General features: G+C 69.4%; 17 protein-coding genes. 8 read left to right on the forward strand and 9 right to left on the reverse strand.

Features of this window, described 5'->3' with window-relative positions:
* Positions 1 to 9: 9 nt before the first annotated feature.
* Positions 10 to 654, reverse strand: a complete 645-nt coding sequence (kynB, locus tag AC1RLW_RS13430; protein WP_159273237.1) for an arylformamidase — start codon at positions 652 to 654, stop codon at positions 10 to 12.
* A 175-nt stretch (positions 655 to 829) separates the two neighbouring features.
* Between kynB and AC1RLW_RS13435 the strand changes: the two genes are divergently transcribed.
* On the forward strand, positions 830 to 1,306 hold the full coding sequence (locus AC1RLW_RS13435) for an Lrp/AsnC family transcriptional regulator (RefSeq protein ID WP_493193426.1): 477 nt from the start codon (positions 830 to 832) through the stop codon (positions 1,304 to 1,306).
* A gap of 12 nt (positions 1,307 to 1,318) precedes the next feature.
* On the opposite strand, the gene AC1RLW_RS13440 is transcribed toward AC1RLW_RS13435, so the two are convergent.
* Genes AC1RLW_RS13440 through AC1RLW_RS13455 form a run of 4 tightly spaced genes read right to left on the reverse strand, consistent with a single transcriptional unit; the run spans position 1,319 to position 4,371 of the window.
* The gene (locus tag AC1RLW_RS13440; protein ID WP_062477195.1) at positions 1,319 to 1,636 is read right to left on the reverse strand and encodes a YkgJ family cysteine cluster protein; all 318 of its coding nucleotides are present in this window, start codon (positions 1,634 to 1,636) and stop codon (positions 1,319 to 1,321) included.
* Complete coding sequence (locus AC1RLW_RS13445) at positions 1,633 to 2,193, reverse strand: hypothetical protein (RefSeq protein ID WP_493193428.1); 561 nt, start codon at positions 2,191 to 2,193, stop codon at positions 1,633 to 1,635. Before AC1RLW_RS13445 ends, AC1RLW_RS13440 begins: the two co-directional genes overlap by 4 nt.
* A gap of 34 nt (positions 2,194 to 2,227) precedes the next feature.
* Entirely contained in the window at positions 2,228 to 3,163 is a 936-nt protein-coding gene (argF, locus tag AC1RLW_RS13450; protein ID WP_489058009.1) for an ornithine carbamoyltransferase, read from the reverse strand.
* Complete coding sequence (locus AC1RLW_RS13455) at positions 3,160 to 4,371, reverse strand: aspartate aminotransferase family protein (RefSeq protein ID WP_139706505.1); 1,212 nt, start codon at positions 4,369 to 4,371, stop codon at positions 3,160 to 3,162. Before AC1RLW_RS13455 ends, argF begins: the two co-directional genes overlap by 4 nt.
* Positions 4,372 to 4,531: 160 nt before the next feature.
* Between AC1RLW_RS13455 and AC1RLW_RS13460 the strand changes: the two genes are divergently transcribed.
* Complete coding sequence (locus AC1RLW_RS13460; protein ID WP_062477206.1) at positions 4,532 to 4,870, forward strand: DUF3579 domain-containing protein; 339 nt, start codon at positions 4,532 to 4,534, stop codon at positions 4,868 to 4,870.
* A gap of 167 nt (positions 4,871 to 5,037) precedes the next feature.
* Here the strand turns inward: AC1RLW_RS13460 and rpsT are convergent, their stop codons facing one another.
* Positions 5,038 to 5,352: a 30S ribosomal protein S20 gene (gene rpsT, locus AC1RLW_RS13465; protein WP_056571937.1), complete on the reverse strand. Its 315-nt coding sequence runs from the start codon at positions 5,350 to 5,352 to the stop codon at positions 5,038 to 5,040.
* 118 nt (positions 5,353 to 5,470) lie between these two features.
* Between rpsT and murJ the strand changes: the two genes are divergently transcribed.
* The 5 genes from murJ (at position 5,471) to AC1RLW_RS13490 (ending at position 9,389) form a co-directional block, all read left to right on the forward strand.
* Complete coding sequence (gene murJ / locus AC1RLW_RS13470; protein ID WP_493193430.1) at positions 5,471 to 7,024, forward strand: murein biosynthesis integral membrane protein MurJ; 1,554 nt, start codon at positions 5,471 to 5,473, stop codon at positions 7,022 to 7,024.
* A 64-nt stretch (positions 7,025 to 7,088) separates the two neighbouring features.
* The gene (locus AC1RLW_RS13475) at positions 7,089 to 7,940 is read left to right on the forward strand and encodes a SirB1 family protein (protein WP_062477211.1); all 852 of its coding nucleotides are present in this window, start codon (positions 7,089 to 7,091) and stop codon (positions 7,938 to 7,940) included.
* Between the two features lie 23 nt (positions 7,941 to 7,963).
* Complete coding sequence (locus tag AC1RLW_RS13480; protein ID WP_056571928.1) at positions 7,964 to 8,392, forward strand: bleomycin resistance protein; 429 nt, start codon at positions 7,964 to 7,966, stop codon at positions 8,390 to 8,392.
* A gap of 123 nt (positions 8,393 to 8,515) precedes the next feature.
* Positions 8,516 to 8,938: a YciI family protein gene (locus AC1RLW_RS13485; protein ID WP_062477217.1), complete on the forward strand. Its 423-nt coding sequence runs from the start codon at positions 8,516 to 8,518 to the stop codon at positions 8,936 to 8,938.
* 31 nt (positions 8,939 to 8,969) lie between these two features.
* The gene (locus AC1RLW_RS13490) at positions 8,970 to 9,389 is read left to right on the forward strand and encodes a YciI family protein (RefSeq protein ID WP_493193432.1); all 420 of its coding nucleotides are present in this window, start codon (positions 8,970 to 8,972) and stop codon (positions 9,387 to 9,389) included.
* A gap of 7 nt (positions 9,390 to 9,396) precedes the next feature.
* On the opposite strand, the gene AC1RLW_RS13495 is transcribed toward AC1RLW_RS13490, so the two are convergent.
* A complete protein-coding gene (locus AC1RLW_RS13495) occupies positions 9,397 to 10,392 on the reverse strand; it encodes a formylglycine-generating enzyme family protein (RefSeq protein ID WP_493193433.1) in 996 nt (331 codons plus the stop codon).
* 41 nt (positions 10,393 to 10,433) lie between these two features.
* Between AC1RLW_RS13495 and AC1RLW_RS13500 the strand changes: the two genes are divergently transcribed.
* Positions 10,434 to 11,726, forward strand: coding sequence for an RNA polymerase sigma factor (locus AC1RLW_RS13500; RefSeq protein WP_493193435.1), 1,293 nt, complete (start codon positions 10,434 to 10,436; stop codon positions 11,724 to 11,726).
* Here the strand turns inward: AC1RLW_RS13500 and AC1RLW_RS13505 are convergent.
* Both AC1RLW_RS13505 and AC1RLW_RS13510 read right to left on the reverse strand, forming a co-directional pair.
* Positions 11,723 to 12,718, reverse strand: a complete 996-nt coding sequence (locus AC1RLW_RS13505) for a GlxA family transcriptional regulator (protein WP_095950560.1) — start codon at positions 12,716 to 12,718, stop codon at positions 11,723 to 11,725. The genes AC1RLW_RS13500 and AC1RLW_RS13505 overlap by 4 nt on opposite strands.
* Positions 12,688 to 13,317, reverse strand: a complete 630-nt coding sequence (locus tag AC1RLW_RS13510) for a DJ-1/PfpI family protein (protein ID WP_493193437.1) — start codon at positions 13,315 to 13,317, stop codon at positions 12,688 to 12,690. Before AC1RLW_RS13510 ends, AC1RLW_RS13505 begins: the two co-directional genes overlap by 31 nt.
* Between the last annotated feature and the right edge of the window lie 24 nt (positions 13,318 to 13,341).

A 13,341-nucleotide genomic window follows, 5' to 3' on the forward strand; every position in this document is an offset into this window, starting at 1 on the left:
GGGAGGGTTTCAGCGGGGAAGTTCGCGCAGCACGGCGCGCACGGGTGAGGCATCGGCGCTCGTCAGCTTGAGCGGCAGCGCGATGAGTTCGTAGTCGCCCTCGGGCACGTCGTCGAGCACGAGGTTCTCGAGCACGCGCAGATCGAGGTGGCGGATGCGCTGGTGGCTGTCGAGCGTCTTGCTGTCGGCCGGGTCGATGCTGGCGGTGTCGATGCCGATGAGCTTCACGCCCATGGCCGCCAGGCGCTCGACGGTGGCGGGTGCATAGGCCGCGAGCTGCGGGTCCCAGCGGTCGACGGGCATGGCCGGGTAGGTGCGCACGAGCACGCGCGGGGGCAGCGTGTCGTTCACGGCATGCGCGATGTGCTCCCAGGTGACCAGCGGGCCGCGGCCGATCGCGTGGATCACGCGGCACGGGCCGAGGAAGGGCGTGAGGTCGACCTGGCCGATGGTCTGGCCTTCGGGGGCGTAGTGCAGCGGCGCGTCGGCATGGGTGCCCACATGCGGCGACAGCGTGATCGCGCTCACGTTGACCGGGCAGCCGGGGCCGATGGTGGCGCACCACTGCTGCGAATACGGCGTGTCGCCCGGGAACACCGGGCTGCCGGCGTGCACGGGGGCGGAAATGTCCCAGAGTCGGAGCGGGGCGGTCATGGCGGGCGGCAGGGCGAAGGAAGAAAAGGGCAGTGTGGGCCGGTTGGTGTCGGTCCACAAGGGGCCGTCGGGTGCCGAATGCTATGCGCAGTGGCTGCCTGGAGTCGAGAAGTTATCCATCAATCATCGAAAGATTGAATAATCTATTCAATCGACAGGAAATGGAGAACAAATCATGCAAGCCGACCTCGATCGAACCGACCTCCAGCTGCTGCGCGCGCTGCAGGACAACGCCCGCCTGACCTCGGGCGAGCTGGCGCAGATGGCGCACCTGTCGCAGTCGCCGTGCTGGCGCCGGGTGAAGAAGCTGGAGGACGACGGCGTGATCGGCGGCTACCACGCGGGCCTGAGCCGGCGCGCGCTGGGTTTCGGTGTGCTGGCCTTCGTGATGGTCGGCATCGACCACCAGACCGAGATCTCGTCGCGCGCTTTCGAGGACGCGGTGTGCGCGATTCCCGAGGTGGTGATGTTCCACGGCATCTCGGGGCCGGCGGACTTCATCCTCGTGGTGGTCGCGAAGGACCTCGATGCGTATTCCGACCTGCTGCAGCGCAAGCTGCACCGGCTGCCGGGCGTGCGCCATGTGCAGACGCATTTCTCGCTGCAGGAGTTCAAGGGGCAGCTCGGCGGGTTACCGGTGCCCGTGGCCTGAGCCGGCCTGTCGTCAGTGCAGTTCGTCGGACAGCATCGGCAGCCCATGCCGCAGGCGCGCGCGCTGGCAGGCGTCGCTGCCGGCCTGCAGTTCGTGGCAGGGGTTGGGTCGCCATTCGTAGATGCCGCAGGCCACCGACTGGCCGATCTTGCCGGTGAGCGCGGCGCAGCGCGCCGGCGTGTGGTCGGTGCCGCGCATGCGGCACAGGGCGTCGTTCACGTCGACCGCCAGGCCCGAGGGCACGCGGCCGCCGTGGTCGTCGAGCTCGTGCACGCTGAAGTCGACGCGGTAGCTGGCGCAGCAGGCGCCGCAGGTCTGGCAGGGATTCATGGGGCGAGCAGCGCGGCGTCACGCACGCGCTGCAGCATGCGGCGGCGGATCAGCCCGCTCGCGGGACGGATCAGCAGCCAGTAGGCGGTGAAGCGGCGCTGCGCGGCGGCATCGCCGCACCAGACCCGGGTACGCGTGGTGAGCCGTGTGCCCGTGCCTTCGGGCTCGGCCGTGAAGTGAAGCACCAGCTTGGCCAGGCCCGTGGCATCGAGCGCGGCGAAGGCCGGGCCGTCGGCCAGCGGGACCAGGCCGTAGTCGAAGCGCCAGAAGCGGCCGGCCAGGCCGAAGGCCAGTTCGCGCTTGCCGTCGCGCCCCAGCGGCGTGAAGTCGGCAAAACCGAAGGCCTCGCGCTGGCGCAGCGTGGGGGCGGCGAGGCCGAGCCGGCTGGCCAGCCGGTTCGGCAGTTCGCGCAGCGCGATCAGGCTGCGCGCCACGGGGTCGTCGGTGATCTCGGGCCGGGCCGCCACGTCGAGCACGCGCGCAGGCGACGCGGGCACGTGGAGGCTGTGCGTCTCCGCGAACTGGTAGCGCGGCAGGTAGCGGTTCATCAGCTCCATGCGGCGCCTGGGTGGGTCAGCGGTTCGGTGCCTGTCAGAGCCTGCCGAGCAGCAGGAACTCCATCAGCGCTTTTTGCGCGTGCAGGCGGTTCTCGGCCTCGTCCCACACGACCGACTGCGGGCCGTCGATGACCTCGGCCTGCACTTCCTCGCCGCGGTGCGCGGGCAGGCAGTGCATGAAGAGGGCGTCGGTCTGGGCGATGCGCATCATGTCCTCGTCGACGCACCAGTCGGCAAAAGCCTTGCGGCGCGCCTCGTTCTCGGCTTCGTAGCCCATGCTGGTCCACACGTCGGTGGTGACCAGGTCGGCGCCGCGGCAGGCTTCCATCGGGTCCTTGAAGACCTTGTAGCTGTCGCCCGAGCGGATGCCGGCGATCGACTGGTCGACCTCGTAGCCGCTGGGCGTGCTCACGTGCACGGTGAAGCCCAGGATCTCGGCGGCCTGCAGCCAGGTGTTGGCCATGTTGTTGCCGTCGCCCACCCACGCCACCGTCTTGCCCTGGATGGAGCCGCGGTGCTCGATGTAGGTGAAGATGTCCGCCAGGATCTGGCAGGGGTGGAACTCGTTGGTCAGGCCGTTGATGACGGGCACGCGCGAGTGCGCGGCGAAGGCGTCGATCTTGGTCTGCTCGTAGGTGCGGATCATCACCAGGTCGACCATGCGGCTGATGACCTTGGCGCTGTCCTCGATGGGCTCGGCGCGGCCGAGTTGGCTGTCGCCCGTGGTCAGGTGCACCACGCTGCCCCCGAGCTGGTACATGCCGGCCTCGAAGCTCACGCGGGTGCGCGTGCTGGCCTTCTCGAAGATCATGGCCAGCGTGCGGTCGACCAGCGGCTGGTGCTTTTCATACGTCTTGAACTTCTTCTTGATGATCGCCATGCGATCGAAGAGGTAGACGTACTCGTCGGCCGTGAAGTCCGAGAACTGCAGGTAGTGGCGCAGGGCGTTCGGTGCGGCGGCGGTCGTCATTGCGCAACGGGCTCCGAGAGGAAGGTTTTGACGATCGGCGCGAGGATCGCAACGATCTCGTCGGCTTCGGCAATGCTCAGGATGAGCGGCGGCACGAGGCGGATCACCTTGTCGGCCGTCACGCTCAGCAGCAGGCCGGCGTCGCAGGCGCGGTTCAGGATCGCGCCGCAGGGACGGTCGAGCTCGATGCCCAGCATCAGGCCCTGGCCGCGAATCTCCTTCACGCCGGGCAGGCTGCCGATTTCGCGCTCCAGCGCGGCCTTCAGGTGCGCGCCCACGGTGGCGGCGTTCTCGAGCAGCTTGTGCTCTTCCATGATGCGGATGGTTTCCACACCGGCGCGCATCGCCAGCGGGTTGCCGCCGAAGGTGGTGCCGTGGTTGCCCGGGCCGAAGATGTTGGCGGCCTTGGGGCCGGCCACGACGGCGCCGATCGGCACGCCCGAGCCCAGGCCCTTGGCCAGCGGCATCACGTCAGGCTTGATGCCCGCCCACTGGTGGGCGAACCACTTGCCGGTGCGGCCCATGCCGCATTGCACTTCGTCGATCATCATGAGCCAGTCGCGCTCGTCGCACAGCTGGCGCACCTGCTTGAGGTAGTCGACGCGCATCGGGTTGATGCCGCCTTCGCCCTGGATGGTTTCGAAGAACACGGCGACCACATTGGGGTTGCCTTCGGTGGCCTTCTTCAGCGCCTCGATGTCGTTCAGCGGCACGCGGATGAAGCCTTCGACCAGCGGGCCGAAGCCGGCCTGCACCTTGGGGTTGCCGGTGGCCGACAGGGTGGCGATGCTGCGGCCGTGGAAGGCGGCTTCGTAGACGACGATCTCGGGGCGCTCGATGCCCTTGTCGTGGCCGAACTTGCGCGCCAGCTTCAAGGCGGCTTCGTTGGCTTCCAGGCCGGTGCAGCAGAAGAAGGCGTTGGTCAGGCCCGACAGCTCGGTGAGCTTGGTGGCGAGCTGTTCCTGGCCGGTCACGTGGTAGTAGTTGGAGCTGTGGATCAGCTTGGTCAGCTGGTCCTGCAGGGCGGGCACCAGCTCGGGGTGGTTGTGGCCCAGCGTGTTGACGGCGATGCCGCCCAGGCCGTCGAGGTAGGCCTTGCCCGTGGTGTCCCAGACTCGGCAGCCCTGGCCGTGCGACAGCGCGATCGGCAGGCGACCGTAGGTGTTCATGACGTGGGGCGAGGTGGGTTGCTGGGCGGTGGCGCTCATTCGGTTCTCCAGATAGGGAACGCGAATTCTAGGCGTGCGATTTGACGGCTTCGTTGAGGATTCCGCATCACAGCAATGCCCCCCATTCAGGATGCAAAAAGGGCCCCGGATACAATCGCTTGCTGCACCGCAGCACCTGTTCCGGTCGCCTCACTTCACGATGATTTCCCCCAACGCCAAAGAAATCTTCATCCAGGGCATCACCCACGATGGCCGCACTTTTCGCCCCAGCGACTGGGCCGAACGCCTCGCCGGCGTCATGTGCTCCTTTCGCCCCGGCGGCGCCTACCCGGGCAGCCACCTGAGCTATTCGCCCTGGTGCATTCCCACGACCATCAACGGCGTGAAATGCGTGGTGGTGAACCGCGCCCTGCGCGACGCCGAGCCCATGGCCTGGGACTTCTGCGTGAACTTCGCGAAAGACAACAACCTCCAGGTGGCCGAGGCCTGCCTGGTGCCCGACCCGGCGGACACGCCGCCCCCTCCCAAAAAGACCTGACTTCCAGGTCTTTTTTTTGGGGCTGCACGGGTTGCTCGATCCTTTGGATGCTTTTCGAGCGCCCATGAAAAAACCGCCCGAAGGCGGTTTTTCACTTTTGCTTGCTGCAGCGCACCCCGATCAAACGGCGGACCGGAGAATTCCGATCCGGGCTTGCCTGACAGGTGTCAGGCGGCGGCCTTTTCAGGCGCCAGGGCGAGGGCCTTGACCTTGGCCGACAGGCGGCTCTTGTCGCGGGCGGCCTTGTTCTTGTGGAAGATGCCCTTGTCGGCGACGGTGTCGACGATGCTCTGGGCCTTCGCGAACAGTTCGCTTGCCTTGGTCTTGTCGCCAGCCAGAACAGCCTTTTCGACGTTCTTGACAGCGGTACGGTATTTGGAGCGCAGCGAGGTGTTCGCAGCGTTGAGCTTGACGTCCTGGCGGACGCGCTTGCGGCCCGACGCGAGGCGCGGGTTCTTCTTCTTGGGCTTGGCGGATGCCATATTTAGTGTTCCTTAGGTGTCTGAGGATGATGCAGCAAAGCTCTCCATTATAGGCCGGGTTCCGGTTTTTGCCGAATTGCCTGCTTTTGCCACCTTTCGCAGCCCTACACTCGCCCCCGTGTCCCTGTTCAAATCCGCCTCCACCGTCTCCCTGCTGACCCTCGCTTCGCGGATCACGGGCCTCGTGCGCGACGTGCTGTTTGCCTCGGTGTTCGGCGTCAGCGCGCTCACCGACGCCTTCAACGTCGCCTTTCGCATCCCCAACCTGTTTCGCCGCGTGTTCGGCGAAGGCGCCTTCAGCCAGGCCTTCGTGCCGGTGCTGGCCGCGCGCAAGACCGAGGCGGGGCAGGAGGGCGCCCGGGAGCTGGTCGACCACGTCGCCACGCTGCTGACCTGGGCCCTGGTGGTGCTGTGCGTGGCCGGCGTGGCCGGTGCGCCGCTGCTGGTCTGGGCCATGGCCAGCGGCCTGCAGGGCTTCGACGCCGCCGTGGTCATGACGCGCTGGATGTTCCCCTACATCGGCTTCATGTCGCTGGTGGCGCTGGCGGGCGGCATTCTCAACACCTGGCGCAAGTTCGCGGTGCCGGCGGCGTCGCCGGTGCTGCTCAACATCGCGCTGATCCTGTCGATCTCCATCGGCGCGCCGCTGTTCCGCCGCTACGGCATCGAGCCGATCTACGCCCAGTGCGTGGGCGTGATGGTCGGCGGCGTGCTGCAGCTGGCCCTGCAGATCCCGGCGCTGCGCGCATTGGGGCTCATGCCGCGCATCGGTGCCAGCTTCAAGGCGCTGCGCGCCGCGTGGACCGATCCGACCACCCGCAAGGTCATGAAGCTCATGCTGCCCGCGCTGCTGGGCGTGAGCGTGGCGCAGATCTCGCTGCTCATCAACACGCAGATCGCCTCGCACCTGGCCACCGGCAGCGTGACCTGGGTCACCAACGCCGACCGGCTGATGGAATTCCCCACCGCCATGCTCGGCGTGGCGCTGGGCGTGGTGCTGATGCCGCAGCTCGCGGGCGCCCGCGCCGCCAAGGACGACGCGCGCTATTCGTCGCTGCTCGACTGGGGCCTGCGCCTCGTGGTGCTGCTGGCGGCGCCGTGCGCGGTGGCGCTGCTGCTGTTCGCCAAGCCGCTCGTGGCCGTGCTGTTCCACAACGGCGCCTACACCGGCGAGGACGTGGGCCGCACCACCGTGGCGCTCATGGGCTACGGCGTGGGGCTGGTCGGCCTCGTGGCGGTCAAGGTGCTCGCGCCCGGCTACTACGCCAAGCACGACACGCGCACGCCCATGCTGATCGCCGTGACGGTGCTGGTGTTCACGCAGGTGCTCAACTTCTTCCTGGTGCCGCTGCTGCAGCACGCGGCGCTGACGCTGACCATCGGCATCGGCGCGCTGGTCAACGCGCTGTGGCTGCTGATCGGCCTGATCCGCCGCGGCAGCTACACCCCCGAGCCCGGCTGGGGCAAGTTCGCGCTGCAGGTGCTGCTGGGCACCGTGGTGCTGGCGGTTTTGCTGGCGTGGGGCGCGCACTATTTCGACTGGGTCGGCCTGCGCGCGCAGCGCCTGCACCGCATCGGCCTGCTGGCCGCGCTCATCGCCGGCGCCGCGCTGCTCTATTTCGCCGTGCTCACCGCCGCGGGCGTGCGCGTGCGCAGTTTCATGCGCCGCTGAAGCGCCGTTGGCGAGCCGGAAAACACTGCCTTGACGCTCCCTGCGGGCTCCTCTACAAAGCCATATGACGTTCAGCTACCAGGTTCCCACGGCACTGGAATATTTCGAGTCGCTGGTCGGCAGCGATGACCACTTTCCGCTGCTCGAAGCGGCCGCCAGCATCGCGCAGGACGAATACCCCGAACTCGACGTGCAGCAGGTGCTGGGCGACGTCGACCAGCTGCTCGCGCGCCTCAAGCGCCGCCTGCCGGCCGACGCCGCGCCGCTGGCCAGGCTGCGCGCGCTGAACCAGTTCTTCTTCAGCGACCTGAATTTCGGCGGCAACGTCAACGACTACTACGACCCCGACAACAGCTACCTGAACGCCGTGCTGCGCACCCGCCGCGGCATTCCGATCTCGCTGGCCGTGCTGTGGATGGAGCTGGCCCAGGGCCTGGGCCTGCAGACGCGCGGCATCAGCTTCCCGGGGCATTTCATGGTCAAGGTCACGCTGCCCAAGGGGCAGGTCGTGATCGACCCGTTCACCGGCAAGTCGCTCTCGCGCGAAGAGCTGGGCGAGCGGCTCGAACCCTACAAGCGCGGCAACGGGCTGGTCGGCGAGTTCGACGTGCCGCTGGGCCTGTACCTGCAGCCCGCGAGCCCGCGCGAGATCATCGCGCGCATGCTGCGCAACCTGAAGGAGGTGCACCACGCGCAGGAAGACTGGCCGCGCTACATCGCGGTGCAGAACCGCCTCATTGCCCTCCTGCCCACCGCCTGGGGCGAGCACCGCGACCGCGGCGTGGCGCATGCCGAGCAGGGCCATGCGGCGCTGGCCGTGCGCGACCTCGAAACCTACCTCGCCAACGCCGAAGACGCGCTCGACATCGACGCGATCGCCGAGCGCGTGGCGCTGCTGCGGCGCCTGGCCAACTGACCCGCCACAACAGCCCCAACGCCATGACCGACACCCGCACCGGCGTGAGCGCGGCGCCCGACCTGGGCACGCTGCACGAATTCCACGGCGTGCAGCCGGTGCTGCCGGTGTCCGACGTCTCGCGCGCCGCGCGCTGGTTTTCCGAGGTGCTCGGTTTCGAGATCGACTTCATCGCCGGCGAGCCGCCCAGCTACGCCCGCGTGATGAAGGGCGACCGCAGCTATGGCGACCCCGTGTACCTGCGCCTGTGGCAATGCGGCAGCCGCGAGGCCCGGCCGTGGCGCGGCGAAATCGTGATCCACGTCGGCAAGGACATCGACGGCCTGCACGCCGCCTACGTGAAGCGCGGCGTGACCATCATCGAGCCGCCCACTTCCCAGCCCTGGGGCCTGCGCGAATTCGCGATCCGCGAACCCGATGGCCACGTGCTGCGGTTCTGCGGCTATCTCTGAAACACAAAATTACAAGCAGATCGATGCGGCCGTGTCGATCCGTGGCCCGCTCGCGCGACGTGTGAACAGGAGCACGCAGATTCCGGCGTCTCCCGATCCCCACCCACTTTCAGGAGAAACGACATGCGATTCATGGTTCTGGTCAAGGCGAGCAAGGATTCCGAAGCCGGCGTGATGCCGAGCACCGAGCTCCTCACCGAGATGGGCCGGTTCAACGAGGAACTGGTCAAGGCCGGCGTGCTGCTGGCGGGCGAAGGGCTGCACCCGTCGTCCAAGGGCGCGCGCGTGCGCTGCGAAGGCAAGAAGCGCACCGTCATCGACGGCCCCTTCACCGAGACCAAGGAGCTGCTCGCGGGCTTCTGGCTGCTGCAGGTCAAGTCGAAGGAAGAAGCCATCGAGTGGATCAAGCGCAGCCCCTTCCAGGAAGGCGAGATCGAGATCCGCCAGGTCTTCGAGGCCACCGATTTCGGCGAGGCCATGACGCCCGAGCTGCTGGCCCAGGAAGACCGCCTGCGCGCCGAGTCGGCCGCCAAGGCCGGCCGTTGAACCTCATCCATTCCTCGAAGGAGAAACGACCATGCGATTCATGCTGCTGATGATTCCCTACGGCTACGAAAACGCCGCGCCAGGCACCGTGCCCGACGACGTCGAACGCGTGGGCTCGATGATGGCCTTCAACGAGTCCCTGCAGAAGGCCGGCGTGCTGATCGGCTGCGAGGGCCTGCACCCGCCGTCGATGGGCGCGCGCGTGAGCTTTCCGGGCGGCAAGCCGAAGGTGGTCGACGGCCCCTTCGCCGAGGCCAAGGAAGTGCTGGGCGGCTACTGGCTGATCGACGTCGCCTCGCGCGCCGAGGCCATCGAATGGGCGAGCCGCTGCCCGGGCAGCGAAGACGAGGTCATCGAAATCCGCCAGGTGCAGGAGATGGAGGACTTCTCGCCCGAGGTGCAGGACGTGGCGAGCGAGTTCACGTCGATGCAGCAGACCCTGAAGAAGTAAGCCGACCCTAGTCGTCCCGCACCAGCCGGATGCCCACCAGCGTGTAGCGCGTGTCCGGCGCATTCCAGTTGCGGTACGACGAGCGGGCATAGAAAGCCCAGGTGTGCCAGGAGCCGCCGCGGCGCACGCGCACGGTGCCCGTGGCGGGGCCCTGGGGGTCGTCGACCGGTGAGCGCGCGTAGTATTCGTCGCCATGCCAGTCGGCCACCCACTCCCACGCATTGCCGTGCATGTCGTAGAGGCCCCAGGCGTTCGGCGCGAAGCTGCCGACCGGGGCGGTGAAGGCAAAACCGTCGTCGCCCGCGAGCGCCATCGCGCGCCAGCGCGGCCAATGGGCGGCGCTGCGCGTGTCGAACACATTGGCCCCGCGCAGCAGCGTGGCCGGATCGTCCCCCGTGCTGTAGCGCGTGCGCGTGCCAGAGCGGCAGGCGTACTCCCACTCGGCCTCGGTCGGCAGGCGGTAGCGCCGGCCCTCCGTCTTGCTCAGCCAGGCGGCCAGCGCCTGCGCGTCGTTCCAGCTCACGTTGACGGCCGGGTGGTCGTCGCCCTGCGCGAAGCCCGGGTTGCGCCACGAGTAGCGCGGGTCGCGGCCCTCGAAGGCGTCGCCGCGCCGCGTGGTGGCGGGGTCGTAGTCGGCGCGCCAGCCGTAGCCGCCGGTGCCGTCGGCCACCGATTCGGGCACGTGGCCCGAGGCTTCGAGAAAGCGCCGGAACTGGCCCACCGTCACCTCGTGCCGGCCCATCCAGAACGCCCGCGTGATGCGCACCTTGTGCACTGGCCCTTCGTCGGCCAGCTGGGTGAAGCGTTCCTTGGGCAGTTGGGGGTAGTCGCGTGCCAGCGTCTCGGGCGGCTCGTCGCTGCCCATGAGGAATTCGCCGGCCGGCAATCGCACGAAGGCCATGCCCAGGCTGTTGCGTTCCACGGCGAGGTCGTCCGCCCCGGCGCCCCCGCAGGCGAGGCCGAACGCGAAACCCAGGCTCCACAAGACGAGGCGTGGTGTCATGGCCGCATGCTATCCGGCCCGCCGGGCCGCAGCGAGGCCGCATGAGCAGCGGACCAGACACAGCCGCCATCCACCGCGCCATCGAGGCGGTCTGGCGCATCGAGTCCGCGAAGATCATCGCCGCGCTCGCGCGCAAGGTGCGCGACGTGGGCCTGGCCGAAGAGCTGGCGCAGGACGCGCTGGTGGCCGCGCTCGAGCAGTGGCCCGTCGACGGCGTGCCCGACAACCCCGCCGCCTGGCTCATGCAGGTGGCCAAGCACCGCGCCCTCGACCGCCTGCGCCATGTGCAGCTGGCCGAGCGCAAGGCGCCCGAGATCGGCCGCGAACTCGACGCCCTGCACGCCATGGCCGAGGCCGACTTCGCGCAGGCGGTGGATGCGGCGCTCGACGACGACATCGGCGACGACCTGCTGCGCCTGGTGTTCACCGCCTGCCATCCGGTGCTCTCGACCGAGGCGCGCGTGGCGCTCACGCTGCGGCTGATGGGCGGCCTCACGACCGACGAGATCGCGCGCGCCTTTCTCGTGCCCGAGGCCACCGTGGCGCAGCGCATCGTGCGTGCCAAGCGCACGCTGGCCGAGGCGCACGTGCCCTTCGAGGTGCCACGCCGCCACGAGCTCGAAGCCCGGCTGGCCTCGGTGCTCGAGGTGCTCTACCTGATCTTCAACGAGGGCTACTCGGCCACCGCCGGCGACGACTGGATGCGCCCCGCGCTGTGCGACGAGGCGCTGCGTCTGGGCCGCATCGTGGCCGAGCTGGTGCCCGGCGAGGCCGAGGTGCACGGGCTGGTCGCGCTGATGGAAATCCAGGCCTCGCGCACCGCCGCGCGCGTGGGCGCCTCGGGCGAGCCGGTGCTGCTGCTCGACCAGAACCGCGCACGTTGGGACCCGATGCTGATCCGCCGCGGCCTCGCGGCGCTGGCGCGCGCCGAAGCGCTGGGCGGCGCGCTCGGCCCCTACGCGCTGCAGGCCGCCATCGCCGCCTGCCACGCCCGTGCGCGCACCGCGGGCGAGACCGACTGGGCCCGCATCGCGGCGCTGTACGACGCGCTGGCCGCGCTGTCGCCGTCGCCCATCGTCGAGCTGAACCGCGCGGTCGCGCTGTCGATGGCCTTCGGGCCGGCGGCCGGGCTGGAGGTGGTCGATGCGCTGCAGGACGAGCCCGCGCTGAAGGGCTACCACCTGCTGCCGACCGTGCGCGGCGACCTGCTCTTCAAGCTGGGCCGCCGCGACGAGGCGCGCCGGGAGTTCCAGCGCGCCGCCTCGCTCACGCGCAACACGCGCGAACAGGCGCTGCTGCGGGCGCGCGCCGAGGCCTGTGGCGACAAGCCTTAGCGGACGGGCGCAGACGTGCCCGCGGAAGGCGAACCCGGCAACCCGAACTGGTGCCACGCGCGGCGCAGCTGCGTGTCCGAGCCGAAGCCCGACAGCTCAGCCGCCCGCGTCACGCTGGCGCCCGAGGCCAGCGCCAGTTGCGCGGCGGCCAGCCGCAGCCGGCGCAGGTAGGCCAGCGGCGCCACGCCCGCATGCTCGACGAACAGGCGCGTCAGGTGCCGCGCCGAGGTGTGGGCGACTTCGGCCATGCGCGGCACGCTCCAGTCGGCCTGCGGTTGTTCGCTGACCGCGTCCTGCACCCGGTGCAGTGCCGCGTGCAGGTGGTTGCGGTAGGCGAGAAAGGGCGACAGCTCCGGGTCGTGCGGGCCGCGCCGCAGCGCCACCACCATCGCCTGCGCCACCTGGGCCGCCAGCGCCTCGCCGCAGGTGTCGGCGATGCGGTGCAGCATCAGGTCGATGCCCGTCGTGACGCCCGCACTGCTGTAGACCGGCGGGTCGATCACGAACACGCGGTTGCTCACCACCTCGCAGCGCGGCTCCACGGCGCGCAGCTCGTCCAGGTGATGGTGGTGCGTGGTGACGCGCCGCCCCGCGAGCGCGCCCGCATGCGCCGCGAGCAGCGCGCCCGCACAGACCGTGACCAGCTCGACGCCGCCGCGCGTGAAGCGCTGGCCGCGCAGCCAGTGCAGCAGGTCCTGCGCCTCGGGGGTGTCGGTCGCGATGGTGTCACCCGGCAGGCCGACCAGCACCACCCAGCCCGGGCCGTCCCACTGCGTCGGCAATGGCGACAGCCCCGAAAGCGCGACGCCGACGGAGCCTCTCATGCTCGGCCGCGGCCCCGCGAATTCGATGACAAAACGCTCGGGCTGGCCCGCCGCGCGCAGCCGCTGGTTGGCGATGCGCAACGCCTCGGCCGGCCCGGCCCAGTCGAGCACCAGGCTGTCGGGCAGGAGCACGAAGACTACGCGGACAGGGGCTCGTTGCGGGTCCATGCGTAGTCCATCTGGCGCGCGGTGCGCTCGGCCAGGTCGCGTCCGGCCAGGCGTTCGACCAGGTGCAGGCTCATGTCGATGCCCGCACTGATGCCGGCCGAGCTGACGATGCGGCCGGTGTCGACCCAGCGCACGCCCTCGTGCACGTCGAGCTGCGGAAACTGCGCGCGCAGGTCGGCGAGGTCTTCCCAGTGCGTGGTGACCGCCTCGCGCGTCACGACGCCGCTTTGCGCCAGCAGGAAGACGCCGGTGCAGACCGAGGCGACGAGCTGCGCGCCGGCCGCGCACCGGGCGATCCAGCGCAGGGTGTCGGGGCTCGCCATCGGCGCGTCGACCACGCCGCCGGGGACGACCAGCACGTCGGCGGTGGCGGCGGCATCGGCCAGCGTGTGGTCGGCGAGCAGCCGCAGGCCGGCGCGCGCCTGCACCGGTTCCCCGGCGCGGGTGTGGGCGACCGAGGCGACCTCGAACGGCGCGGGCGCACCCGGCTGCAGGCGCTGGTGGACGCGGGCCGCGGTGGTGAAGACCTCGAAAGGGCCGGCGAAATCGAGCGCCTCGACGCCGTCGTAGGCCAGGATGCGCACGCGCAGAGCGGTCATTGAAATACCTCCGTGCTTCGCACT

Source organism: Variovorax sp. GW822-FHT04A09 (assembly GCF_058801005.1).